The sequence below is a fragment of the Polymorphobacter multimanifer genome (assembly GCF_014205635.1).
GTDB classification, from domain to species: domain Bacteria; phylum Pseudomonadota; class Alphaproteobacteria; order Sphingomonadales; family Sphingomonadaceae; genus Sandarakinorhabdus; species Sandarakinorhabdus multimanifer.
Window position 1 is genome coordinate 1 of the sequence record NZ_JACIIV010000036.1, and the last position, 22,279, is coordinate 22,279.

Genomic DNA, 22,279 nt, shown 5'->3' on the forward strand with positions numbered 1-22,279 from the left:
ACGACTTGGGCGGCGCGGCTGAATACGGCAGTATGAACGACGGCATCGGGCGCGCAGAAGACCCATTGATAGCCATTGCAACCTTCGATCCGCATCCCGGTCTCGTCGCAAGCCACGACCTGTGCGCGGCGCAAGACCGCAAGCGCATCGTCGCGCCTGGCGGCAAAGACCGGCGCTGCGCGTTTGAACATGTTCATCAGCGCGCCCTGGCTGATATCAAGGCCGAACAGGTCGCAAAATACACCCTGTAACCGTTGGTATGAACCTAGCACGGGGAGCCATCGCCTTTGCGCGTTTCGCGGCTAGGGCCAGTTCCCGTGCTCGTGCGCCGCGCAGGCACCGTAAAAACTCGATGTCGCTGCCATATTGACGAGAGAAGCTATCACTAGCCGGGCTTGCTTGCTATGATATAATGTGGCGTACTCCCAGTTTGCAGATAGGTATTTTGAAGCGTGTCGGTAAGCACAGCCAGTGAGAAACAATCTTCATGGGCCATCCTGGAGAAGCGCGCCCACGAACGCTGCGCCTTGCGCGGGACAAAGCTCACCCCATTGCGCCTAAGCGTCTTACGCGCGCTTTGGTCCGCAAACGAGCCTGTTGGAGCTTATGATCTGTCGGATCGCGTCGGCATCGAGGCGGGCGGACGACGGATGGCTGCCAACAGCATCTATCGCGTCCTACTCCTCTTCACCGAGCTTGGCCTTGTCCGCCGCGTCGAGAGTCGCCAAGCTTATGTCGTTGCCCGTGACGGCGATCCGGGCTCCGACATGTTCTTCCTTTGTGACGGCTGCGGCGCTGTTACCGCGATCGATCAACCGCAGCTCGCAGCGCTATTGACCAGCCAGGCCAGCGCGCTCGGTTTTCGTCCCCATCATCAGGTCGTCGAGGTCGCGGGCCAGTGCCGCACCTGCGCCGAATCCCAATCCATCAAGGAGCAGACATGACCGAAGTCGATACCCGCATACCCGTCACGGTGCTTACCGGTTATCTTGGCGCCGGTAAGACTACACTCCTGAATCGCATCCTCACCGAAAACCATGGCCGCCGATATGCCGTCATTGTCAACGAGTTCGGCGAGATCGGCATCGACAACGATTTGATCGTCGATGCCGATGAAGAGGTGTTTGAAATGAACAACGGCTGCATCTGCTGCACCGTTCGCGGCGACCTCATCCGCATTATCGAAGGACTGATGAAGCGCCGCGACAAGTTCGACGCCATCATTATCGAAACAACCGGCCTTGCCGATCCTGCTCCGGTCGCCCAAACCTTCTTCGTCGATGACGACGTGCGCGCTCGGTCCATGCTGGATGCGATCGTCACGGTAGTTGACGCGCGCCACTTGGGATTGAGATTAGCAGACAGCCACGAAGCCGAGGAGCAGATCGCCTTCGCCGACGTGATCTTGATCAACAAGACCGACCTCGTCACGCCGCAGGAACTCGAGGAAGTGCGCCAGCGTGTGCGCACGATCAACGGCCAGGCGCGGGTCCATGAGACGGTGCGTTGCGACGTACCGCTCGCCGATGTGCTCGAGCGCGGGGCGTTCGACCTTGACCGCATCCTCGAGATCGAGCCCGACTTCCTTGGCGAAGACGATCATGAGCATGACGATAGCATCACCAGCGTGTCGATCAGTTCGGAGGCGCCGCTCAACGTCAATCAGTTCAACACGTGGCTTCGGCAATTGGTGGCGGTGCAAGGCGTCGACATCCTCCGACTGAAGGGCATCATTGCCTTCAAGGACGATCCTGAGCGCTTCGTCGTCCAGGGCGTTCACATGCTGCTCGACGGCGACTCGCAGCGGCCGTGGAAAACCGATGAGGCGCGCGTCAGTCGGCTTGTGTTCATTGGCCGCAATCTCGACCAGGCAGCGCTCGCTGAAGGTTTCAGGACCTGCGTCGCCTGATGTCGGCGGATACGGTCGAACAGGTTCCGCTGGTCTACACGCATGGCAAGCGACTGGCGCCGGGTGCGCCTGTGTCAGCAATTGTGTGGCTGGGCGATGAGGCAGCCTTGGCGCTCGGTGACGGCTCGGTGCGGTTTGCGGGGGTGCATGGAGAGCGTGTGCGCATTGATGCGCACCACGGCGTTATCCTGTCGGCAGCGCGGCACCCCGACGGCGCTGCGTTGTTGAGCGGCGGCGATGACGGGCGCGTATTGCGCGTTGGCGGGGATGGCACGGTCACCGAGCTCGGCGCTTTCGGGCGCGACTGGGTCGGCGGGATCGCTGCGAGCGCGCGCTCGAAGTTGATCGTCGCTGCCGCGGGGGCTGTCGCCACCGTCTGGTTGCCCGGCGCTGTCAAGCCCTCGCACTCTTACGCTTTTCCTTCGACGGTCGGCGGCATTGCGCTTGACGCGAAAGGGCTTCGGCTTGCTGTTTCGCACTATGGCGGTGCCGCGCTGCTTTACCCCAAATCGGCGCAAAGTAGCCGGTTTGCATTGAAGTGGGCAGGCTCCCACCTTGCTTGCACGCTCAGCCCCGATTGCGGCTATCTCGTCACCGCAACCCAAGAACTCGGGCTTCACGGTTGGCGGCTGCCGATTGGCGCCGACATGGCGATGAGCGGTTACCGCGCCAAAACGCGCAGCTTTTCATGGGACCGGCGTGCCAAATGGTTGGCGACCAGCGGCGATGCCCGGGTGATCCTGTGGCCGTTCGATGGGAAAACCGGCCCGATGGGGCGCAAGCCCAACCTTACCGGCGCGCGCGGAGCGTTGGTGACGACGGTCACGTTCCATCCGGCGCAAGACATCCTCGCTGTTGGCTATGCCGATGGTGCAGTCGTACTCGCCAGAATTGACGACGATAATTTCATAATAGTCGACGAGCCGAGCGGTGCTGGCGTTAGCGCGCTTGCCTGGAATGACGCGGGCACGATGCTCGCTTGGGGCGACGAAGACGGCGGCGCCGGCCTGCTCGATATGAAGGTGCGCGCATGAAGTCGCCGTGCATCGATGTGTGCATTTTTGATGCTGCGACCGGTTGGTGCAACGGTTGCGGGCGAACGCTTCCCGAATGCCGTGCGTGGAAGAAAGCGCGGCCCTTTGCGCTGCAGCGCATCGCGGCCGATCTACCGCGCCGTATCGCCCGGTTGGCCGAGCGCGGCGCGTGAAAAGTTCTGACGAGGCCGCCAAGTGACCAATGTTGCAACCTACGATGCGTCAGCGCTCGTTCTAATTTTTCTCCTCGGGCTCCGACACGGGTTCGACCCCGATCACATCGTCGTTATCGACAATCTCACGTTTCAATCTGTTGACGAACGGCCGGCGTGGGCGCGCTGGACGGGCACATTGTTCGCGATCGGCCACAGCCTGTCGGTCGCGGTCGTCGCGATCGGTGTGGCGCTGCTCACTAGCGAGATTGTGTGGCCCGCATGGATTGCCGTGGCAGTCGATTGGGCTGTGCTCGGCCTTTTGCTTCTCGTTGGCGTCCGCAACCTGATCGCGCTGCGACGACCGGTCTACCAACCTTTAGGATGGCGCGTCGGTCTGGTGCCGCGTGCGCTGCGGGCCAGCACCCATCCGCTTGCCATTGTCGGCGTCGGCATGATCTTTGGCTTGGTGTTCGACACCGCAACACAGGCAGCTGCTTGGGGGGCGGCTGCAGCAGCGGGGAGCGGCGTTGAAGGCGCTTTATGGGTCGCGCTCGCCTTTGGCTTCGGCATGATTTTGACCGACACCATCGATAGCTTGATCGTAACGCGGCTCATCGCGGAGCGCGGCGACCCGGGCCGTGTCCAGCTGTACCGCCGCGCGGTGGGTTGGGTCGTCGTGGCGTTGTCGTTCGGCATGGCCGGCTATGCCCTGCTGACGCTTGACTTACCCGAGTACGAGTTGCCGGATGCAGCCTTTAGCGCGCTTGGCGCGGGATGTGCGCTGCTGGTGATCAGCGTTGGACTGACTATGCGGCGGCGCGCCGGACGGGTAGCTGCTGATGCCGCCAGCTGACCTTGGGCTGGCCAAGAGCCAGGCGGCGAAGGCCAGATTAATATTGGATCAGTGCATTATTGGGACATGGATTCACGGTAGCGCCCTATCAGCGTCGTAGGCCTTCGACCCCGAGTTCGCGCCACATCCAGGTGAAGTTGTAGGTGGCCATCGGATCGTCTGGATCGGTTTGCCTTACACTCATGTTTTCGAGGTGCTTGAGCCATGCGGCAAGCCGATCGCGCCCGGCATTTGTGCGGGCAGCGGCACGAGGGCTGACGTCGCCGAGCATCGGCACGGGTTCATCGAGCAAAGCGCGATACTGGCGATCGAGCATGCTATGGACGAGGGGTGTGGCAATCTCGGGCGCGATGGCCGACTCCCGCTCGCGGGGGTTTTCGCGGCGCGCAGCCAGCGCCTGCTCGACCGTCTCGATTTCGGTGAGCGGCGAACCAACCAGGTTGTCGAGGGCGTCTGTGATCAGCGCACGGCCAAGGGCCGCGCGTTCGGCCGATGTCACGGCAAGGGTGAGGGCGCGGCCTTTCAGCTCGATGGTTCCGAGCAGACGTGTGCCGTCGGGCATCATCACGCCCGACGTGCCGCGGCCCGTTACCTTGCCGCCACCTTCCGACTTCGATCCCAGCCAGTTCCAGAACTGCGCGTTCTCCCGGTTCAACACCGAGACGGCGTCGAGCCGCTCGCCAATCAGCGCCTGTGTCGTGCCACGCGTGAATGGGAAGCGCACACGGTGAAACACGACTTCCTCGCCGTCGTTGTTGTGGAGCACCGGTACCGCCGGACCGAGCGCCCGCGGGATCGTATCGAACAGCCAGACGGTGGAGATCAGCGGCGCCAACGCGCGCAAGGTCTCGTCATCAAAAGCCGGCTTCGCTCGGGAGCGGCGCTTGCCCGGGGCGTCGGACAAGGCAACAATGAGAGTGTCCGACGCCTCGATATTGAACGACAGCACGCCGCCCGACAAAACGTGCTTGCTCCCCACGGTCACCACCCGCGCGCCAATCCGGTCCCAGGTCTTCAGCGACTGCGACGCACTGCGTTCCGAGATCCGCACCGGCTCACCACCGCGGATCAGGTCGCGCGCCAGGAACCCCGTGCCGGGCTCGATCTCGCTGACTTCGTAGAGGCTCATCACCGAAGAGCGCAGCGCCCGGATATACAGCTTTGCTGGCCCGGCGTCGTTCCACCCGCGGCGTTTGAGATAGTCGTCGGCAATGTTGCTGCGGATAGGCAAGACGCCCTCGGGCACCGAGATGGCCAGGCATATCCGCCATTCTGATCCGTCGATTCCGTTCGCCCCGAAATCATGGCGTGGTGCGAGGCGAACGGCATCGACTATGTGTTCGGCCTTCCCGGCAACCTGATGCTGCATGCCGATCCCGTCATCGTGACCCAGGGCGATGCCTGCGCCACCGACCGGAAGGAGCGCAAACTGGTCGAACTTCGCCGTTCCGCTGAGACCCGTTACGGCGCCAAGTCCTGGGGAACGGACAAACGCCGGGTGGTGGCGCGTATCGAGGCAAGTACACTCGGGCTCGACATCCGCTTAGTCGTTACCTCACTCAAGAACGGCAGTGCCGAGCACATCTACGACACCCTCTACTGCGCCCGGGGTCAGGCCGAAAATCTCATCAAGCTCCACAAGGCGCAGCTCAAAAGCGACCGCACCTAGTGCCGCTCTGCCAACGCCAACTAGATGCGCCTCATCCTCCACACCGCTGCCTAATGGTTGATGTGGAAGCTGCGCCAAGCCATCCCGGCAACCACCGCGCTGCGCAACGCCGAGTCCGCCACGCTGCGAGCCCGGCTGATCAAGGTCGCCGCCCGCGTCGTCGAGACCGCCAGTAGCATCCGCATCGCCTTCGCCAGCGCCGGTCCCGGTGCCGCGATCTTCAAAGCCGCCGCCATCACGCTGCGCATGGCCAGCCCGTAACCGGCGCGGCCGTGCCGTCGACCAAGCCCCCGAAACCGCAACCCGCAAGCTCAGATCAACGCGCACAAAAGGCGCCATCAACACCCGAGTCAAAATCCCGCCGCCAGCCCGCGAAACCCTGATCTCGGGCTCATCCGGTAAGCGTCATGACGGGTTAAGCTTCGGGCCTTGCGGCCGCAAAATCACTCGGCTAGAACCTGTGATACTTGATCTCATTGAGAATCGGAAGCAGTCGCTTGCTGGCTGTCCGAGACGGAGTCAAATTGCGGATGAGGAAGCACCCGACCCTGGAAGCCCGCGCCCTCACCAAGCGTTATGGTAACGTACTGGCGCTTGATCGACTCGATTTCGCAGTAGCGGCTGGCGAAACGCTTTGTCTGCTTGGCGCCAATGGCGCCGGCAAAACCACGACTATCAACCTGTTTCTGGGCTTTACCGCAGCAACTTCGGGCCAGGCGCTGGTTGCTGGCCATGATGTTGCAACCGATGCCGCCGCCGCACGCGCCGCGCTCGGCTATGTCGCTGAGGTCGTCAGCCTCTATCCAAGTCTTTCGGGCGCCGAGAACCTCGCCTTTTTCGCAAGCCTTGCCGACCGGCCCGTTGATCTCGCTGGCCGCGATGCGATCCTTGCACGGCTGCGATTTCCCGCCGGTGCCATTGACCGACCGGCGAGCGAATTCTCCAAGGGCATGCGCCAGAAACTCGGACTCGCCATCGCGCTGATGAAGGGTGCCGAGGCGATTCTGCTTGATGAGCCAGTATCGGGGCTCGATCCTGCCGCCGCGAACGACCTGGTCGCGGTGTTGCGCGAGACAGCGGCCGGCGGCACGGCGCTGCTGGTCTCCACCCACGATATCTTCCGCGCCAAGGACATCGCGACCCGCATCGGCATCATGCGGCATGGCCAGATGGTCGACAATATCGATCCCGCCAGCCTGACCGGCCCCGAGCTTGAACAGCTTTATCTCACCCATATGGCGGAGCGCGCAGCATGACTTCCGCGACAATCAGCGGGATCGCAGCCAAAGACTGGCGCGAATTCGTTCGGGATCGCCGGCTGTTACTCATGGCGATGATGGTCGGTCTGATCGCGCTTGCCGCTGTTGTCACCGCGTTGGCGCAGGTCCGCTCGCATGAGGCCGACCGCGCTGCAACCATTGCCCGCGACCGCGTTACGTGGGAATCCCAAGGCGCGCGCAATCCGCATAGCGTCGCCCATTTCGCGACCTGGGCGCTGCGCCCGCTCACCCCGTTGGCGGTGCTCGATCCAGGGGTAACCCCCTATGCCGGCAGCGCCGTGTGGATGGAAGCACACAGCCGCAATCCGGCGCGCGCTCGCCCGGTGGAGGACGCAGCCAGCAGTTTCGATCTCGGCCAGTTCAGCGCCGCATGGGTGTTGCAGATGCTGGTGCCGCTGCTGATTTTCGTCATCGGCGCCGGCGTCGTCGCGCGAGAGCGGGAGCGCGGCACCTTGCGGCTGATGCTCGCCAACGGCGCGGCTCCGACCAGCATCATTCCTGACAAGCTATCGGGCCTCGCGCGGATCACCGCCTTGCTGGTGCTCCCGGTGCTGATAGCGGCACTGGCGGCAGCCTTGCTGGCGGGGCCGGCCGATCCGATCCGCTTGTTGCTGTGGGCGACGGCCTATGCGCTGTTCTTTGCCATCATCGCCGCCCTCGCCGTTGCCGTCTCGGCTCTGGCCAGATCCGCGTCGCAGGCACTGCTCATCCTTATCGGCCTTTGGTTGGTCGCTGTGATGATCGTACCGCGCGCCGGTGCCGGCTTTGCCGAACTCGCGCATCCAACGCCGACGGCGGATGGCTTTTTCGCGGCGATGGCAGATGACCTGAAGAAACAGCCCGATCCTTTCGAAGGCAAGGACGCCGAGGCCTTTGGGCAGGCGATGGCCAAGCGCTATGGCGTCGCCCGGGTCGAAGATTTGCCGGTCAGCCTCGATGGCCTGCGCCTCGACGAGAGCGAGCGCCACGGCCATGTCGTGTTCGATCGCCACTATGGCGCACTGGCCGATCTTTATGCAGGTCAGCGCCGGGTGCTGCGATTTGCCGGACTGCTGTCGCCGCTGCTGCCACTTCAGAACGTCTCGATGGCGCTGGCTGGCACCGATACCGCGCACCAACTGGCGTTCCAGAACGCGGCGGAAGCGCATCGTCGCCAGATGATCCACGATCTCAACATGGACATGGCGCTGCATGGCAGGGGCAAGGATTTCGACTATCTGGCTGGAGACGATCTGTGGAAGCGGACCCGTGATTTCGCCTGGGCGGCGCCGGCGCTGGGGCCGACATTGATTCCGGTCATGCCCGACCTGCTGATGCTAGTCGGTTGGGCGGTGGCGGCTTTCGCATTGCTGGGCCTCGCTGCGCGGCGTCTGGTGCGGGGCGGCGTCTAGATGCTCGATCTGATCGCCATCGAAACCCGGCAGCTGCGGCGCGATATCGTCGCTGTCATCGCGCTTGTCGTCATTTTCCTTGCGGCATGCCTCGCAGTCGCCAACGGCCGGGCGCTGCTGACGGCACAACAGGCCGGGCGCGAAGCTGCCGCCGCGGAAACGGCAAAGGCCGAGGCCGCCATCGCCGAAAAATTTGCCGAGCCGATGGAGCCGACCGACGCAATCTACCTGCCGTTTCGCATCAACATGGGCATCGCCGCGCCATTACCGCCGCTGCTCGACGCCAGCGCCGGCCGCGCCGGCTTTGACAGCTACGCAACCACCGCAAATCTTCGCGCTCGTGCCGACACGCTGTTCAAGCGGACCCAGCTCGGCAACCCCGAATTGCTGGCGCGCGGCAGTTTCGATCTCGGTTTTGTCGCTATCATCATCGCGCCGCTGTTGCTGATCGGCCTCGGCCATGGCGTCTTCGTCGCCGATAGGGACAGTGGCACGGCCCGGCTCGTCTTGGCGCAGGCCGGCGGGCCGGGCCGGCTGCTGCTGGCGCGGTCACTGCCCCGTCTTGTCCTCGTCATCGCGCCGCTTTTGCTGGCGCTGGGCTGGCTGCTGATGGCAGGACCATCGGTGCCGGGCCGCGCGACTTCGGCGCTCTCTTGGGGTCTTGTCGTGATCCTTTACCTAGCGCTGTGGTGGGCCATCATTCTTTTCGCCAATACCCTTCGCATCACTGCTGAAACGGCGGCGCTGGCGCTGGTCTCGGCCTGGGCGCTGGTGACGCTGGTGTTGCCGGCGCTGATCACCGCCATTGCCCAGATCGCCTATCCGCCGCCATCGCGGTTTGAACAGATCGCCGCCGCCCGTGCCGCCGAGATCGCTGCGACATCGGCCTGGGACAATGATCACAAAAAGCCGCCGGCAGGCGATGTGGCCGGCGCCATCGCCGATCTGCGCCGCAGCGTCGCCATCGGCACCTCGGTTGAAGCCGCGGTCACCCCGATCAATCAGGCGTTCGATGACCGGCTCGAGCGCCAGCAGACAGCGGTTGCCACCCTTTCGCTGCTATCCCCGGCGCGGATCGCCGCAGATGCGCTCGCCATCAGCGCCGGAACCGACAGCGCGAGCGCGCTCGCTTTCCGGCGCAGCGCTGCCGCTTATGTCCAGGCGCTGAAGGCACCGATGATTCAGCTTGCGAAGGATGGGACCGCAATCACCACCGCCGCCTATGCCGCGCTGCCCCGCTACAGCCCGCCACCGCCGCAGCCGGCGCCTTTCGCGGCGATAATCTACCTCGCTGCCGCCAGCTCGGCGATCGGTCTGCTGGCGGCGAGGCGGTTCTCCGGGATCAGGCTCGATTGAGCACCCCTGTTGCAGCATTGCTTGCAGCCGCCTTCGCCGCACCGGGATCGGCACCAATTGCCCCGCAGGCGGATCGTTGCGTCCGGCTGATTTAACGGTAGCCACCGGACAACGCGCCGCTGAAAATGCCGTGCGTCAGGCAAACGATGTGGACCGCCGTCGAAACGGGTTCCCGGATTTATGGCGCAATCTTATGAAATCATCTGGAAACAGATCGCTGCAAGCCGGTCCCGATCTGCGCCGATAGGAACCCCGTGCTGCAAGAAATTCTGTCGTTATCATGATAGCTTGCCGCAGACTTGATGGGGTCTCGCTGCAACGCCGATCCACAGCCCATTGTGAAGGCACTGGCCTCGATGCCAACCGCTGGCCAGATCGCCGCTCCGGTCGCTGTGCGCTTGCAGCATCGGGACAGACACGACCTGCTGACGTGCGCGGATTGCGACTGATAATAATTATCAGGCCGCCCGACGAAATCGGTGACAATTGCGGTTGATTCGCATGTGCGAACACGCTAGCTGCAGTTGCGAATGATTAGCAGGCGGTGGGGTCCCAGTGAATTTTGTCCCGATGTTTCGGTTCCGCCACGCGATGCTGGCAACGTCTCTCCTGATCGTGCCGGCAATCGTAGGCGCCGAGGCGCGCGCAGCCACCGACGACGCGAATCTCGAAACAGCGAACGCTGAGGAGATCATCGTGACGGGAGTGCGCGAGCAAGGCTACACGTCCCGGACCCAGGCAGGCGGGACCTTTGGCGAAACATCTGTGCTCGATACGCCATTTTCGGTCACGGTTATTCCTCAGGAATTGCTGATCGATCAACAGGTGCGCTCGCTCGGCGATATAGCCAGAAATGACCCTTCCACGATCGTCAGCAGCCCGCCGGGCTTCAACGATACGGTCAATGTGCGCGGCTACAATCTCGACAACTCGACAAGCTACCGTCGCGAGGGATTGATCTTCCAGAATCAGGTGCAAAATCCGTTCGAAAACAAGGCCGCGGTCGAGATCATCAAGGGGCCGACGTCGGTACGATATGGATTCACACCCCCGGGCGGTGTCATCAATTATGTGCTCAAGCGACCGACCGCGGAACCTTATCGCTTCGCACAAGCGTTCGGTGACAGTTTTGGCAGTTATGGCATTCATCTCGATATCGGTGGGCCGATCGGCGATGATTTCGGGATCAGGCTCAATGCTGTCACGGCGCGCGAGGCGACGTTCGTCAACGGCGTTTCAGGACCGCGCATAATGGTCAGCGGGCTTCTGGAGTGGAAGCCGACCGATCGGCTGACGATCGATCTCGAGGCCGAATATCAATATCGCAATCTCGAGCAGCAGGCCGCGATCACAATCGGGGCGTTTGCGCCATCGCTCACACCGGCGCAACGTCTCGATCTGCTCGACCGCTATGATCAAACGACTTTCATCGGCCAGGCCTTTGGAACGTACCCGACTTCGAACGTCATCGGCTCGGCGGGGCTCAAATGGGAGTTTGCCGGTGGTTGGACCCTTCAGGCACGCGCGCAACAAATGCGGCTCGAGCGCGACCAGCAGGGGGTCGGCATTGCCCCGGGGTCGCTGCGCGCCAATGGCGACTTCAACTCGCGTATTTTCTTCAGCCCGAACCAGATCCGCGATCCCTTCTCGACTGAAGTCTTTGTTACAGGCGAGTTTCAGACCTTCGGCCTTGGTCATGACATTGCGGTTGGCGGCGCCTACAGCCGCAATCCGCTGCGTTTCTCGCGGGTCTCCGCGCAGCCTAACGTCGGGCTATCGAACATCTTCAATCCCATCTCACTCCCGCGACCGGCTCCGTCTGACCTGGTTGTCAGCCCGGTCGTTGACGCTCTGGTCTTCACACAGAAGGCGGTCTTCGTATCCGATCTTGTTACCGTCACTGACTGGCTGAAGATATTTGCGGCGGTCCGCTACGCCGAGCAACAGAACGAAGAGCAGCCGGCCGCAGACCAACCGCGCGTAAAGACCTATCAGGACAATGCTGTATCGCCGAACATCGGCATTCTGATCCAGCCAAATGACAAGCTCACGATTTACGGCAGCTATGCCGAAGGGATCACCACCGGCGTTCAAATACCGCAAACTGCCGCAAACTTCAGCAACCCTGCAATTTTCCTCGATCCGGCGCGAACAAGGCAGGTCGAGATCGGCGTCAAGGCGGAGATTTTTCCGGGTGCACTGGCCACAATCGCTTATTTCGACATCAGCCAGCCCTTAGCCACGCTCAGCGATACCAATGTGTTCGATTATATCGGCAATCAAGATCACAAGGGATTGGAAGCCAGCCTTTCCGGCCAGATCACGCCTGAACTGCGCCTGATCGCGGGTGCGCTTTTTCTTGATCCCACGATCAACAACCCAAACAACCTCGCCGTGAATGGCAACCGGCCAAGCGGCGTTCCGCGTGTCCAGTTCAATCTATATGTCGATTACAAGCTTCCAATGGTCGACGGACTGGCAGTAAACGGCGGCGTGTACTTCACGGGGGACCGTTTTGCGAACGACACCAACACCTTCAAAGTCGACGGCTATGTCCGCCTCGATCTTGGGGTTCGATATGGCTTCAATCTCAGTGATCAAAAGATTTCGGCGCGGCTCAACGTCCGCAACGTCACGAACAACGACTTCATCGAAGGCACAGCCTTCGGCCAATTTCTGTTTGGCGCGCCTCGCGCGGCAATCTTCTCACTGACCACCGAGTTCTGACGCCATGAAGCCCGCAAGCTTTCCGACGTGGCTTCTACGAGCGATTGGATCGCTGAATTCGGCATCTGCGAGCGCGCGTACGGATCACAAGTCTCGGTCCCTGAGGCCATCGGATCGGCAATTCTGGGTTCTCGCCCATCGATGGGCGGGCCTAACGATTGCGTTGTTCCTCATCGTCGCAGGCGGCACGGGCTCCTTGCTGGCTTTCTATCCTGAACTGGAGCGCATCGCGGCGCCATCGTTCATGCTTTCTGAAACATCGGGTCAGAGGCTAGATCCACTGGTGTTGCGGGCGCGTGCCGAAGCGATCACCGGTAGACAAGTTGATTTCGTGCCGCTCCACATCGCGGCCGGCGATACTGCGATAATTTCCGTTTCGCCGAAACCAGGTGCAGCCTCGCTCAATTTTGACGAAATTGCCCTCGACCCGGTGACCGGGGCCGAGCGCGGGCGCCGGACCTGGGGTGACATAACCCAGGGCACGGTGAACCTGATGCCGTTTCTCTACAAGCTGCACTACAGTCTGGCGGCTGGCGAGTGGGGACAACTGGCCCTTGGCCTCGCTGCATTGATCTGGGCTGTCGACTGTTTTGTAGGCTGGTATCTCACGCTGCCAGCAACGCATGTTCGGCGCTGGTGGCACTGGCGCAAAGCTTGGGCAGTGCGCCGAACCTCACGCGCTAAGCTGAATTTTGATCTTCACCGCGCTGGCGGGCTATGGCTGTGGCCAATTCTGCTGGTGTTCGCATGGTCCAGTGTGGGTTTTAATCTTGAGCAAGTGTACTCCCCAGTCATGAAAGTCGTACTCGGGGACGCGCCGAGTCTTGCCGATGTGCGCCCACAAAGCGAGGCCATGGTCCAGCCCCGGCTCGACTGGGCCGAAGCCCGGGAGCGTGGGCGGCAGATTGTTGCGCAAGCGGGTTTGCGCGAGAGTTTCGTCATGACCCGTGCAGAATGGCTCCGGCTCGATCGCGTCCGCGGTGTCTATATCTATGCGTTCCAGTCGGACCGTGATGTCTACACAAGATTTGTGGGGGGTCGGGCGGCGTTCGATGCAAACACTGGGCAGCTGGTCCATCTCAAACTGCCGACCGGACAATTTGCCCGCACAACCTTTGAAACCTGGCTTTTCGGATTGCACATCGGCGCGGTACTTGGGTTGCCATGGCGCATCGTCGTGAGCATCGTAGGGCTCGGCATCGTCGTTCTGAGCGTCACCGGCGTGCTTATCTGGACCCGAAAGCGCTCGGCGCGAATATTCCGCCACCGAGCATCGCAGTACCAGTTGTGACAAGCCCGCTCCGGTCGCGCGCGGCTATCGCCAACACGACGGCAGCGGTAAAATCCCCCCTCACAAATCCACTGATAGATATGCCGAGAGGCGACGGCCGTCGGTGATGCCAAAAGCGTTGGCGCCATTAATGTCGAAATAATATGTATCGGCGACATTCGAAAGGGCCAGACGAAACTGTGCCGGGCTAGTGCCAAGCTTAAACTGGTAGCGAGCGCCTAGATCAACAATGGTGTAGGCGTCGACGATCAACATATTGTCGCGGGAGGCCGCCCGACTGCCGGAATGGTTCACCCCTGCGTTCACTGACCAGCCCGGTGCGAACGGCAGTACATAATCAAGATTGCCACGTAAGATGGTGCCAGCTTGCCCAACAGGTCGCGTGCCCACGACTCCCGCGTCGACCTCAACCCCCGTCACTCGAGGTGCCATCAGCACCGCGCCGACAATCAGGTTCAGTCCTTTTACCGGGGTGCCCGACAAGCTCAGTTCGGCACCCCGGTGGCGCACTTCCCCGAGCTGACGAAACCTGTTCTGCGGGTCATTGGAGAAGTAAGGTTTCCGAACGTCGAAGAGACCTGCCGTAAACCTCAGACTGTCCCCAAGGCGATAACGTATGCCCAGATCGACTTGGCGCGTGCGTATCGGCGGCAACACCTCGAGCCGGTTAGCAGCATTGTCGGGCGCGATGCCGCTCTCTTCCAGCCCGCGCGTAAAGCCGACATAGAATGACATACGTTCGGTTGGCGTGACAGCAATCGCAGCGTTGTAGAGCCACAACTCGTCCTCGATCGCGCTTTCGGCGCCGCTTGCCAGCGCGGCCCGCTTCTCAAATCGCGTACGCTGGACGCCCAGGATCAGCTCGCCGACCCCTTTCCAGCGCCCTTCGTAGGCAACCCCTCCCGCAACCTGATCGAGGCGGTCACGGTTTTGAATGCCAAACTCATGTACGGCAGGCTGTGCAAGCGGCGACTTTTCGCCGAGCGGACGCGCGGCGGCAACAATTGCAGGCGCAGTGCCGCCATAGCGGTTGCGCCGTTCACGCGCACGTAGCGATGCGTGGACGATGTGCAGCCGGTTTCCATCGGGAAAGCTGCGCGAGGCCCGAAACTCTCCGGAAAAGGCTTCGCGATACTGTGCGGGGTCAGCAATGACGCGCTCAACTGCGCCGGCATCGGCGCCGATCACGAAAATGTCCGCAAAGTTTTCATCGAGCGCGACGAACGAATGGAAGCCGCCGAACGCCAGAGCGAGATTATCACCTACTCGCACTTTGGCGACCAATCCGGAAGTGCCGTTGGCGCTGTCCTTGCTCGCCCAATCGGGGCCGAAGTAGCGACGCCGACGCACCTCCGGCGGAGCGAAATTCCCTGTCGTTACCAATGTCGGTACGGTCTCCTCCCCCAGTCCGCGAGTAATGCTGACGAATGGGATGATTTCCACCCCCTCTACAGGTTGCCAGCGTGGAGAGATTGCGGCCCGCAGATAGACCGCGTTCGCACCGTCAAAATACTGTTCGTGCGCCGCCGAAATCCCGGCGGCGACTCCCAAATGCTCTGTGAAGGGGATCAGCGCGTCGACCTCGACGAAAGGCGCGGCATAGTCTGCAAGCCCGCCGACGACGCTGACAATGCGCTGGTTGCCCGGCTTTCTAAGCCCAAAATCGACGATTCCTGTCGGCGCCGGAAACGGATAGCCAAGCGCTGAAAAACCGACGCGGACCGTTGATCCTTGAACCAGGCGTTGTGACACGAACGCCTGGTTGTCGAAGTATAGCCCTTCAATCCGGAGGTTTTGTGCGGTCGACGGTGAAAAACCGCGCACCTGACGGCTTGAATAGATGCCAATGGCTTCGCGTCCTATGGTGAATCCAAAGGCATCTTCGGCTGCAGTTACGGCATTCTCGCCTGAGCGCCCGGTACCGGATGTCGTCGGCACCGGACGCAATAGCGGTGGCGCGTTATCGGGTTTTTGTCCGGCGCGCATTGGCAGCGGTAAGCGAGGCGGCGCCTCAAACGTCTTTGCAGCTGACGCCTCCTGCGCCATTGCCGGGTCAGTGGCGATGGTCGAACCGCCGATTGCGAAAAGATAGAGTGCTGCACGCAAATTCAGAGATCCGGCGGCCATTTGCCGGCGCGCCTGATGCCAAGGGCTGCAAGCACACCGCCAAGCAACCACAGCCAAACCGCGAATGGCATAACCGCAGCAGTACGAGTGGCAGGCGAATCATCGGTCATAGCGAAGACCGGCAGGATGTTGCGGTCGGTCAAGTTAAGTCGCCCACGCGTTGCGGGTTCACTATCGGGTGTGGGGTCTACGATTTGCCGTTGCACGGGCGGATAGAGGATGCCGCGCAAGCGGAGCTGATAGGCTCGGGCTTGAATTAAGAACTGTCGTTGACGAGCCTCGCCCGTTCCTGCCAACGTCGCTAACCCGGCTTGCAGCCCAATAGGCGGTATCAAGTAGCCAGCAACGATCGCGATTCTTGCCTGTTGTTCGGCGTGGGCAGCAGTTGCGGCGCGGAACTGCGAAAGTCGCTTCTCGGTTTCCGGGACAAGAAAGGTAAGCCGTGTCGCATGGTCAATCTTGTCGACGTCACCCTGCGCAACGCGAAGGTCAGGACGTGCTGCGATGGCACGCCGTACGATAGCGTCGCGGTCGGTCTGTACTGCATCGTTGGTTTGCCGTTGGGCGTTGATAAAGGCAATTCCAGATGGCGCTGTGGACACGCTTGAGGCGAGAATCGAGCCAAGCAGTGGCAGGCCGATCGCCAAGGCTGTCCAGATTGCGCCAAGCATACCGAGCGCGCCGGCGGCGCCCGGCATCCGTGACAGGACGAGGGCAGCTATTCCCGTCCACAGTAAAATATACCCGCCGACCAGCAGGAACGCTGCGAGCAGTTCCGGCAAGGCGTCAGAAAACGAAACGCTTGCAACCCCGAGCGCCAGCAAAAGCGAGGCCATCACAACAGGGGCTATCCATGCAAGGATAGCGGCCATGCGCGTACCGAGCCAAAGTTGTGGTCTGGTCGACTGGGCGGCGACCAGCTGCAACATCCCCCGGTCGCGCTCGAAGGTGACAAGCAAACCGAATGCCAAGATCAAGGCGATCGGTAACAGATACACCAACACAAAGCCAAGGTCGAAACGGCCGAGTGCCAAGCCCCGAGGGTTTTCGAAATCATAACTTTCATCGAAGCCAAAGCCTGTATTCAGCTTCACCTCAAACTGTCCGGGCGCAAGGTCGCTGATTCCAACGGCGAGGGGTGACAATGGCAGATGCGGCTTCAGGGCGTGCTGGAAAACGAAGTACTGGCTGAAGCCGGAGACGTTCGTGGGATCCTGCCAATAGGGAACTTTTGGTTTATCCGGGGTGACTGGAGCGCGGTAACTGATAGCGCGTCTTTCCATACTCGCCCGATGTGCCGCCTCTGCAGCCCGGGTTCCGGCCTGGGCCTGCGTTTGAGCGTTGTGGAAGGCACCTGTATTGCCAGCGCCCCATAGAAAGCTTGCGGCCAATGTCAGCAGGATCACCCAAAGCAATGGTGTCCGACCGACCTGCCGCCATTCCCACACAAACAGATCGACGAAGCGAGGCCCGATCACGGCCTGAGCCTGCGGGCGGTTGCGCTCAGTAGCAGCCACGTGCCAACCAGCCACAGCAGCAAAGCACCGAGCGCCGGCAAGGTCGTACCGGTTGCGCTGCCAAGCACAGGCGCTGTGTAGGCAAACGTTGGAATCTGGGCCCAGAGCCGCTCATCGTTCGTGTGACGCTCGTCACCCTCGGCGCGGTGCGCCATACCATCGGCGTTCATGCGGTTTACCAGTGCACGGCGATAGCCTTCGGCCTTCACGATAAAGTCATGGTGGTGGCTGAAATCGCTTCCCGATAGCGAAGCCGACAGACTTTGCACCGCGATTGTTGGAGACAAGAAGCCTAAGGCCGAGAACAAGCGGTCCTGACTTGCGACCTTTTCGTAAAAATCGCCAAGTATGCGATCAAAGACCTGATGGCTGTGCCGTTCGACCATATCGAGTTCAGCCATCCTGAAGTTTGGTATGTCGTCAGTTCGCGTCACGCCGTATTGGGTAAAGAGCTGCACCTTGTGCAGCGCCGTATCTTCGGCGGTCCAATATGCAGCCGCCTCGTCTAGCATCTGCTGCCGGACAATCTGGCTCGACGGGAGCGGGCGCACCGTATCGGCGGCACTGCTGCCGGCGCGCGGCAGAACCAGCGCCGCAACGATCCAGAAGCCAAACAGCATCGCGAGCGCAATCCGCGCGTCGCGTGCGCGAAGCGCAACCACGATACCAATTGCCGAGAGTAGCGCGAGATAGACAGCCATAAGCGCAAACCAGAGCGAAAGCCGCGTGAAGACATCGATACTTAAGTGGCTGCCGACAGCCGCCAATACGAATTCAGCCGCCACCGCCGGCAGTACCAACAGGCCGGTTGACGCCCCCCAGATCGCCAAGGCCTTGGCATGAATGATGGCGGAGGGGTGGCTCGCAGCCCCGAGCGCCAGTCGTAAACTGCCACGCTCGCGATCCTGCGCGACGACGACAAAGGCGAGCAGGAAAACGACCAAAGGCGCGAACGTCAGGAGGAGAGAGGCAGGATTGCCTAGACCAGCGCGCTGCAGCAACGTGGCATTTTGCAACGGCCGATTGAGCAAGTCATTTTGGTGATGCGCTTCGAGCCAGACGCTCTGTCCGACAAACGGCCCGATCCCTGGATCGAGCCCGGAAAGCGTTGGTGATGGCTTGAAAGCGAAGATGCTGTAATGCGCCGCACTGTGCGGGTCTTTCGTGCCCTGTCCCAGCCAGCGCGCCCGTTCGGCGGCAGCAACCGCACGCTTGTCGCTATCGTCACGGGCGGCATCGAAGCTAGTGCTGGCAAAGGACAGAAAGACTAGTGCAGCAAGACAGAGCAGGGACCACCACGCGTGGGAATCGCGCCGGATGATCTCAAGCTCGAAGCCGGCAAGGCGCGATATCATGCAGTCAGCTTCTCAAGATAAAGTTCTTCCAGCTCGACCGGCCCGATCGCTGCAGCGTCGCGCTCGTCGACAAGTCGGCCTTCACGAAGAATACCAAGGCGATGCGCGACATTTTTTACTCGGAACAGATCGTGAGTCGCCATCAACACGGCCATCCCGCGTGTCGAGGCGGCTCGGATCATGTCGGACAGGTCGTTTGCCGCGCCCGCATCGAGCCCCGATGTCGGCTCGTCCAAGAGCAAAAGCCGGGCGTCTTTGGCGAGGGCAATCGCAACACCGACCTTCTGCCGCATTCCCTTGGAAAAATCGCTGGTGCGCCGGCCGTGCGCCTCGGCTTGTAGACCGGCATCGGACAGTAACCGACGCGCTGTCGCATCTTCGATCTTTCGGCCCGCAAGCAATGCGAAATACCGAAGGTTCTCGATCGCAGTTAGCGCCGGGTGGAGCATCACGGTCTCTGGAAGATAAGCGATACGGGCGCGAGCACCTGTCGGATCCGTAATTCCGTCGACCCCATCTATGATGATTGCACCGCTATCGGGGGTAAGAAACCCAAGGATTAAATTGAGAGTGGTCGTTTTTCCCGCGCCATTGGGGCCTAGCAGGGCATAAACCTCGCCAGGCTTTAACTTGAGCGAGAGGTTATTGATCGTAAGTCTGCCATTGAAATTGATTGATACTGCGTCGAGCACCAGAACGGCCCCGTCATCCATCGTCAAAATTTCGCATTCAGGCCGATATCGACGCTGCGCGGCGCGCTGAGGGTGATCTGCCGAGCCGAACCGCCAAACCAGTTTGCGTAAAGCCGGTCGGTCAGATTACGGCCACGCAACGTGATATCGCCGAAAGACAGGCGGTAGCCGATTGCGGCGTCGAAGACAGCAGCATCCCTGACGCGAACGCTGTTGGCATTGTTGGTAAAAAAATGACCGGCATAGCGCATGCCGCCCGAGAGCGTGATCGGTATGTCGACAAGCCGGTAAATGCCGAAAACGCTGGCTACGCGCTCAGGCACCACCGGCGGCGTGTTGCCGGCGCGGTTGACCCCGCCTAACTCGAGTAGCGTATCGAACCTCGCATTGAGTATGGCGAGACTGGCGTCCAGCCTGAATTGCTTCGTGATAGCCGCCGAGGTCGAAAGTTCGATGCCGCGCGAAGACTGGCTACCGCCTTGAATAGCGATATTTGTGTTGTCAGGATTACGTGTGATGATATCGTCCTGCATGATCCAATAGCCTGCCAGCGTGATGTCGAAGCGATCGTCCCAAAGGCTTGCCTTGAGTCCGCCCTCAACCGACCGACCTGTAGTCAGGTTGAACCGTGCATTAGTCGCTGAGATGAGCGCAAGACTGCCAACTGGTGCTACTGCGTAACTGTACTGTGCAAAGATTTGCGCTTTGGGCGCGAGGCTGTAGACAATGCCGCCCCGCCACGAAATCGGATCGTAGGTCCGCGAAAAGGGCGTGAACGTACCCGCGTTAAGATCCTCGACACTGCGTTCTAGATTTATGTGGTCGTAACGCACGCCGCCGACCAGAAGCAGGCTCGGCGTCAGGTTGAACGCTTCTTCTGCAAACACCGACGTTATCGTAGTGCGCGAGTCGAAGTTTGCGCGGTTGCCGGCACCGGGGAAGTTGGCGGCTGTATCGTCAAGTGCGGCGAATGTTCCCCGCGCAGGCTCAAAGAGGTCCACTGCAGTAGTGTTGCCGAAGCGGCGCACAGAGTCGAAATCGCTTCGGCTATATTCGACTCCGATGACCAGTCGGTTGCGATGACCGGCAATCTGCGTGTCGCTGGCCAGCACCGCGCGTTCCACAAAAAACTGGTGGTCATGATCGATCCGCGTCGTGCTCCGCCGGAAAGATCCGTTCGGAAACGCAGCTGTCGGCGCAGCATAGGTATAAACCTCTGAGTTGCGAAAGCGGCGATCTGCATCATAATAGCTGAGCTCATTGGTGAAGGTTAGCGTATCCGAGATCTCGAAAGTCACGCGCGAGCGGAGCCACCAAGCATCCGATCCTTGGTCGGCGTTGGTTACGTTGTAGTTCTTGTCTCGTAGTGCCCTGTCGACGACAAAGCCGTCGGAGGTTGTGACAAGCCCGCTCGGGTCGCGCGCGACGGCGGCCGGGACAAGTGGTGCTCCCCAATAGGCGGTGCTAAAATTGTCGCCGAAGTAATCGCCAGCAAGCTCGACTGATAGTCGGTCCGTTGGTTTGAAGGTGGCTGACAGCGTTGTTGCAAAAAAACGCGCTCCTGTATTGTCGATGAAGCCGCTTGTCCGGTTCAAGCTGCTGACACCGCGAACGGCGACTTTGTCGTTAAGAACGATATTTGCATCGACGCCAATTCGAGCGGTGTCGAAGCTACCATAGCCCGCAGTCGCGGCGTAGGCATCCTGACCGAAGCGTGGCTTCTTGGGCACAAGATTGACCGCGCCTGCAAGCGAACCTTCACCATACAGAACGCCGGCAGGCCCTTTGAGAACCTCGATGCGGTCGAAGCTCCAGCTGTCCAGATTGCGGATAATGAGCGCCGAGTTGGTCTGCCGGACACCATCGTAGAGCAAGGAGATAGCGCCGCCGGTAAAGCCGCGCATCGACAACTGGCCAGGACTGCTGGCCAGTTCACCCGACGTTGCACCGGGGGTGGCGTTCAACGCCTCGACGCTCGTGCGAAGGCCGCGCTCCTGCATCAACTCTTGGGAAAGGATATCGACAATTGCGGGCGTTTCGCGAACGGTCAGGCCTAAACGGCTTCCGGTCCCGTTTTTGGCATCGAGCAGCAACTGGCGATCGGCAACGCCAGTAACGATGATCTCCTCCTGGGAGGGCGCTGCTTGCGCCAACGCTGCATCCGATACTGCCAGGGGAACGGTAACACCCAATATAACAGCTGCACTTACCGACGCTGAATTTCGCCTGCGTGATCCTTCAGTCACTCCAACCGTTAGCCTGGTATGCAATTTATTATTCCCCCGAACGACGATCTGCTTGAAGCAGCAAAATGCGAGGGAGGATATATCATTACGTCACACCACTGCAAACATGTTTGTTTTGAGACTGCCAGGGCTATGTGGCGTACGTTTTTCCGGTGCCGCGAATCATGCTTAAAACCAAAGCGCTCCTGCGGTACCCACTATGGATACATGTCCTATGTATCCGCCGCTGCCAAGGCTGCTTCCAGTTCTGCGATTGCCGTCCTAAGCCCCTCGCCCGATCCTGCATCAAATCCCGCCATCGCTGGCCGCCCCCGCCGTACCGAGATCAGCCCCGCCATTCGAAGCCAAGGCGGCGCGGCGTAGAGCGTGCCATCGCCGCGCGAACGCTTCTGCCCCGGCACTTCGACCACGAGCCCCAAATCAGCCGCCTGCTCAAGCGTCCGCCATGCGCTCGAGATATCCACCTTGGTATCGCGCCCCAACTTCGCCGCCCACACCGACCAATTCCCCAGCGCCACCGCCACGAGCCGCCGCAACGCCGCCGGCCGTCGCACATCAGAAAGCTGGCGCTCGACCAACCCGGGATCGTGTCCCACAGCGTGGTGTAGGTTCGCGGTCTCGCCGCTTTGATCTCCGGCTTGGCCGGGTTGATCATGCTGCCATGGATGACAGCGTGA

General features: G+C 61.2%; 18 protein-coding genes and 1 pseudogene. 11 read left to right on the forward strand and 8 right to left on the reverse strand.

Translation table 11 applies throughout. The features are described 5' to 3' along the window. Positions 1-272: IS66 family transposase (locus FHS79_RS16845; protein ID WP_184202731.1), on the reverse strand; the 272-nt coding region annotated here is incomplete at its 3' end. Positions 273-452: 180 nt separating this feature from the next. On the opposite strand from FHS79_RS16845, the gene FHS79_RS16850 reads away from it, so the two are divergent. Genes FHS79_RS16850 through FHS79_RS16870 form a run of 5 tightly spaced genes read left to right on the forward strand, consistent with a single transcriptional unit; the run spans position 453 to position 3,951 of the window. After that, entirely contained in the window at positions 453-944 is a 492-nt protein-coding gene (locus FHS79_RS16850) for a Fur family transcriptional regulator (RefSeq protein ID WP_184202733.1), read from the forward strand. Next, entirely contained in the window at positions 941-1,909 is a 969-nt protein-coding gene (locus FHS79_RS16855; RefSeq protein ID WP_184202735.1) for a CobW family GTP-binding protein, read from the forward strand. The genes FHS79_RS16850 and FHS79_RS16855 overlap by 4 nt, the downstream gene beginning before the upstream one ends. Continuing rightward, positions 1,909-2,943, forward strand: coding sequence for a WD40 repeat domain-containing protein (locus FHS79_RS16860; protein WP_184202737.1), 1,035 nt, complete (start codon positions 1,909-1,911; stop codon positions 2,941-2,943). The genes FHS79_RS16855 and FHS79_RS16860 overlap by 1 nt, the downstream gene beginning before the upstream one ends. Further along, a complete protein-coding gene (locus tag FHS79_RS16865; RefSeq protein ID WP_184202739.1) occupies positions 2,940-3,116 on the forward strand; it encodes a DUF1289 domain-containing protein in 177 nt (58 codons plus the stop codon). The genes FHS79_RS16860 and FHS79_RS16865 overlap by 4 nt, the downstream gene beginning before the upstream one ends. Positions 3,117-3,138: 22 nt before the next feature. Then, positions 3,139-3,951 (forward strand): HoxN/HupN/NixA family nickel/cobalt transporter, encoded by an 813-nt coding sequence (locus tag FHS79_RS16870; RefSeq protein WP_184202741.1) that lies wholly within the window; start codon positions 3,139-3,141, stop codon positions 3,949-3,951. An 88-nt stretch (positions 3,952-4,039) separates the two neighbouring features. On the opposite strand, the gene FHS79_RS16875 is transcribed toward FHS79_RS16870, so the two are convergent. Continuing rightward, on the reverse strand, positions 4,040-5,197 hold the full coding sequence (locus tag FHS79_RS16875) for a DUF7986 domain-containing protein (RefSeq protein ID WP_184202743.1): 1,158 nt from the start codon (positions 5,195-5,197) through the stop codon (positions 4,040-4,042). Here FHS79_RS16875 and FHS79_RS16880 point away from each other — a divergent pair. From FHS79_RS16880 to FHS79_RS16905, 6 genes and pseudogenes are all read left to right on the forward strand, one after another. Next, positions 5,160-5,881, forward strand: a pseudogene (locus FHS79_RS16880) (transposase); the annotation flags it as partial. The gene FHS79_RS16875 and the pseudogene FHS79_RS16880 overlap by 38 nt on opposite strands. A 269-nt stretch (positions 5,882-6,150) precedes the next feature. Next, positions 6,151-6,876 carry an ABC transporter ATP-binding protein gene (locus FHS79_RS16885; protein WP_184202745.1) on the forward strand — a complete coding sequence of 242 codons (726 nt, stop codon included), beginning with the start codon at positions 6,151-6,153 and terminating at the stop codon, positions 6,874-6,876. Then, positions 6,873-8,291, forward strand: a complete 1,419-nt coding sequence (locus tag FHS79_RS16890; RefSeq protein WP_184202747.1) for an ABC transporter permease subunit — start codon at positions 6,873-6,875, stop codon at positions 8,289-8,291. Before FHS79_RS16885 ends, FHS79_RS16890 begins: the two co-directional genes overlap by 4 nt. Beyond that, on the forward strand, positions 8,292-9,647 hold the full coding sequence (locus tag FHS79_RS16895; protein WP_184202749.1) for a DUF3526 domain-containing protein: 1,356 nt from the start codon (positions 8,292-8,294) through the stop codon (positions 9,645-9,647). Positions 9,648-10,217: 570 nt separating this feature from the next. Then, positions 10,218-12,374 carry a TonB-dependent siderophore receptor gene (locus FHS79_RS16900; RefSeq protein WP_207792412.1) on the forward strand — a complete coding sequence of 719 codons (2,157 nt, stop codon included), beginning with the start codon at positions 10,218-10,220 and terminating at the stop codon, positions 12,372-12,374. 4 nt (positions 12,375-12,378) lie between these two features. Then, complete coding sequence (locus FHS79_RS16905; protein ID WP_274603680.1) at positions 12,379-13,665, forward strand: PepSY-associated TM helix domain-containing protein; 1,287 nt, start codon at positions 12,379-12,381, stop codon at positions 13,663-13,665. 60 nt (positions 13,666-13,725) lie between these two features. Here FHS79_RS16905 and FHS79_RS16910 read toward each other — a convergent pair whose 3' ends face one another. The 6 genes from FHS79_RS16910 to FHS79_RS16935 form a co-directional block, all read right to left on the reverse strand. Further along, positions 13,726-15,792 carry a TonB-dependent receptor domain-containing protein gene (locus FHS79_RS16910; protein WP_184202755.1) on the reverse strand — a complete coding sequence of 689 codons (2,067 nt, stop codon included), beginning with the start codon at positions 15,790-15,792 and terminating at the stop codon, positions 13,726-13,728. Beyond that, entirely contained in the window at positions 15,774-17,270 is a 1,497-nt protein-coding gene (locus FHS79_RS19370; protein WP_184202757.1) for a DUF3526 domain-containing protein, read from the reverse strand. The genes FHS79_RS16910 and FHS79_RS19370 overlap by 19 nt, the downstream gene beginning before the upstream one ends. Continuing rightward, a complete protein-coding gene (locus FHS79_RS16920) occupies positions 17,267-18,664 on the reverse strand; it encodes a DUF3526 domain-containing protein (protein WP_184202759.1) in 1,398 nt (465 codons plus the stop codon). Before FHS79_RS16920 ends, FHS79_RS19370 begins: the two co-directional genes overlap by 4 nt. After that, positions 18,661-19,377 carry an ABC transporter ATP-binding protein gene (locus FHS79_RS16925; RefSeq protein ID WP_184202765.1) on the reverse strand — a complete coding sequence of 239 codons (717 nt, stop codon included), beginning with the start codon at positions 19,375-19,377 and terminating at the stop codon, positions 18,661-18,663. Before FHS79_RS16925 ends, FHS79_RS16920 begins: the two co-directional genes overlap by 4 nt. A gap of 2 nt (positions 19,378-19,379) precedes the next feature. Further along, positions 19,380-21,548 carry a TonB-dependent receptor gene (locus FHS79_RS16930; RefSeq protein WP_184202761.1) on the reverse strand — a complete coding sequence of 723 codons (2,169 nt, stop codon included), beginning with the start codon at positions 21,546-21,548 and terminating at the stop codon, positions 19,380-19,382. A gap of 266 nt (positions 21,549-21,814) precedes the next feature. Next, a complete protein-coding gene (locus FHS79_RS16935) occupies positions 21,815-22,198 on the reverse strand; it encodes a hypothetical protein (RefSeq protein WP_184202763.1) in 384 nt (127 codons plus the stop codon). Positions 22,199-22,279 lie beyond the last annotated feature (81 nt).

Excerpts from the sequence above, each read along its gene's own strand:
- FHS79_RS16855 (WP_184202735.1), top strand. The coding sequence starts at position 941 with ATGACCGAAGTCGATACCCGCATACCCGTCACGGTGCTTACCGGTTAT.
- FHS79_RS16860 (WP_184202737.1), top strand. The coding sequence starts at position 1,909 with ATGTCGGCGGATACGGTCGAACAGGTTCCGCTGGTCTACACGCATGGC.
- FHS79_RS16865 (WP_184202739.1), top strand. The coding sequence starts at position 2,940 with ATGAAGTCGCCGTGCATCGATGTGTGCATTTTTGATGCTGCGACCGGT.
- FHS79_RS16885 (WP_184202745.1), top strand. The coding sequence starts at position 6,151 with ATGAGGAAGCACCCGACCCTGGAAGCCCGCGCCCTCACCAAGCGTTAT.
- FHS79_RS16890 (WP_184202747.1), top strand. The coding sequence starts at position 6,873 with ATGACTTCCGCGACAATCAGCGGGATCGCAGCCAAAGACTGGCGCGAA.
- FHS79_RS16895 (WP_184202749.1), top strand. The coding sequence starts at position 8,292 with ATGCTCGATCTGATCGCCATCGAAACCCGGCAGCTGCGGCGCGATATC.
- FHS79_RS16900 (WP_207792412.1), top strand. The coding sequence starts at position 10,218 with ATGTTTCGGTTCCGCCACGCGATGCTGGCAACGTCTCTCCTGATCGTG.
- FHS79_RS16905 (WP_274603680.1), top strand. The coding sequence starts at position 12,379 with ATGAAGCCCGCAAGCTTTCCGACGTGGCTTCTACGAGCGATTGGATCG.
- FHS79_RS16910 (WP_184202755.1), bottom strand. The coding sequence starts at position 15,792 with ATGGCCGCCGGATCTCTGAATTTGCGTGCAGCACTCTATCTTTTCGCA.
- FHS79_RS16920 (WP_184202759.1), bottom strand. The coding sequence starts at position 18,664 with ATGATATCGCGCCTTGCCGGCTTCGAGCTTGAGATCATCCGGCGCGAT.
- FHS79_RS16925 (WP_184202765.1), bottom strand. The coding sequence starts at position 19,377 with ATGGATGACGGGGCCGTTCTGGTGCTCGACGCAGTATCAATCAATTTC.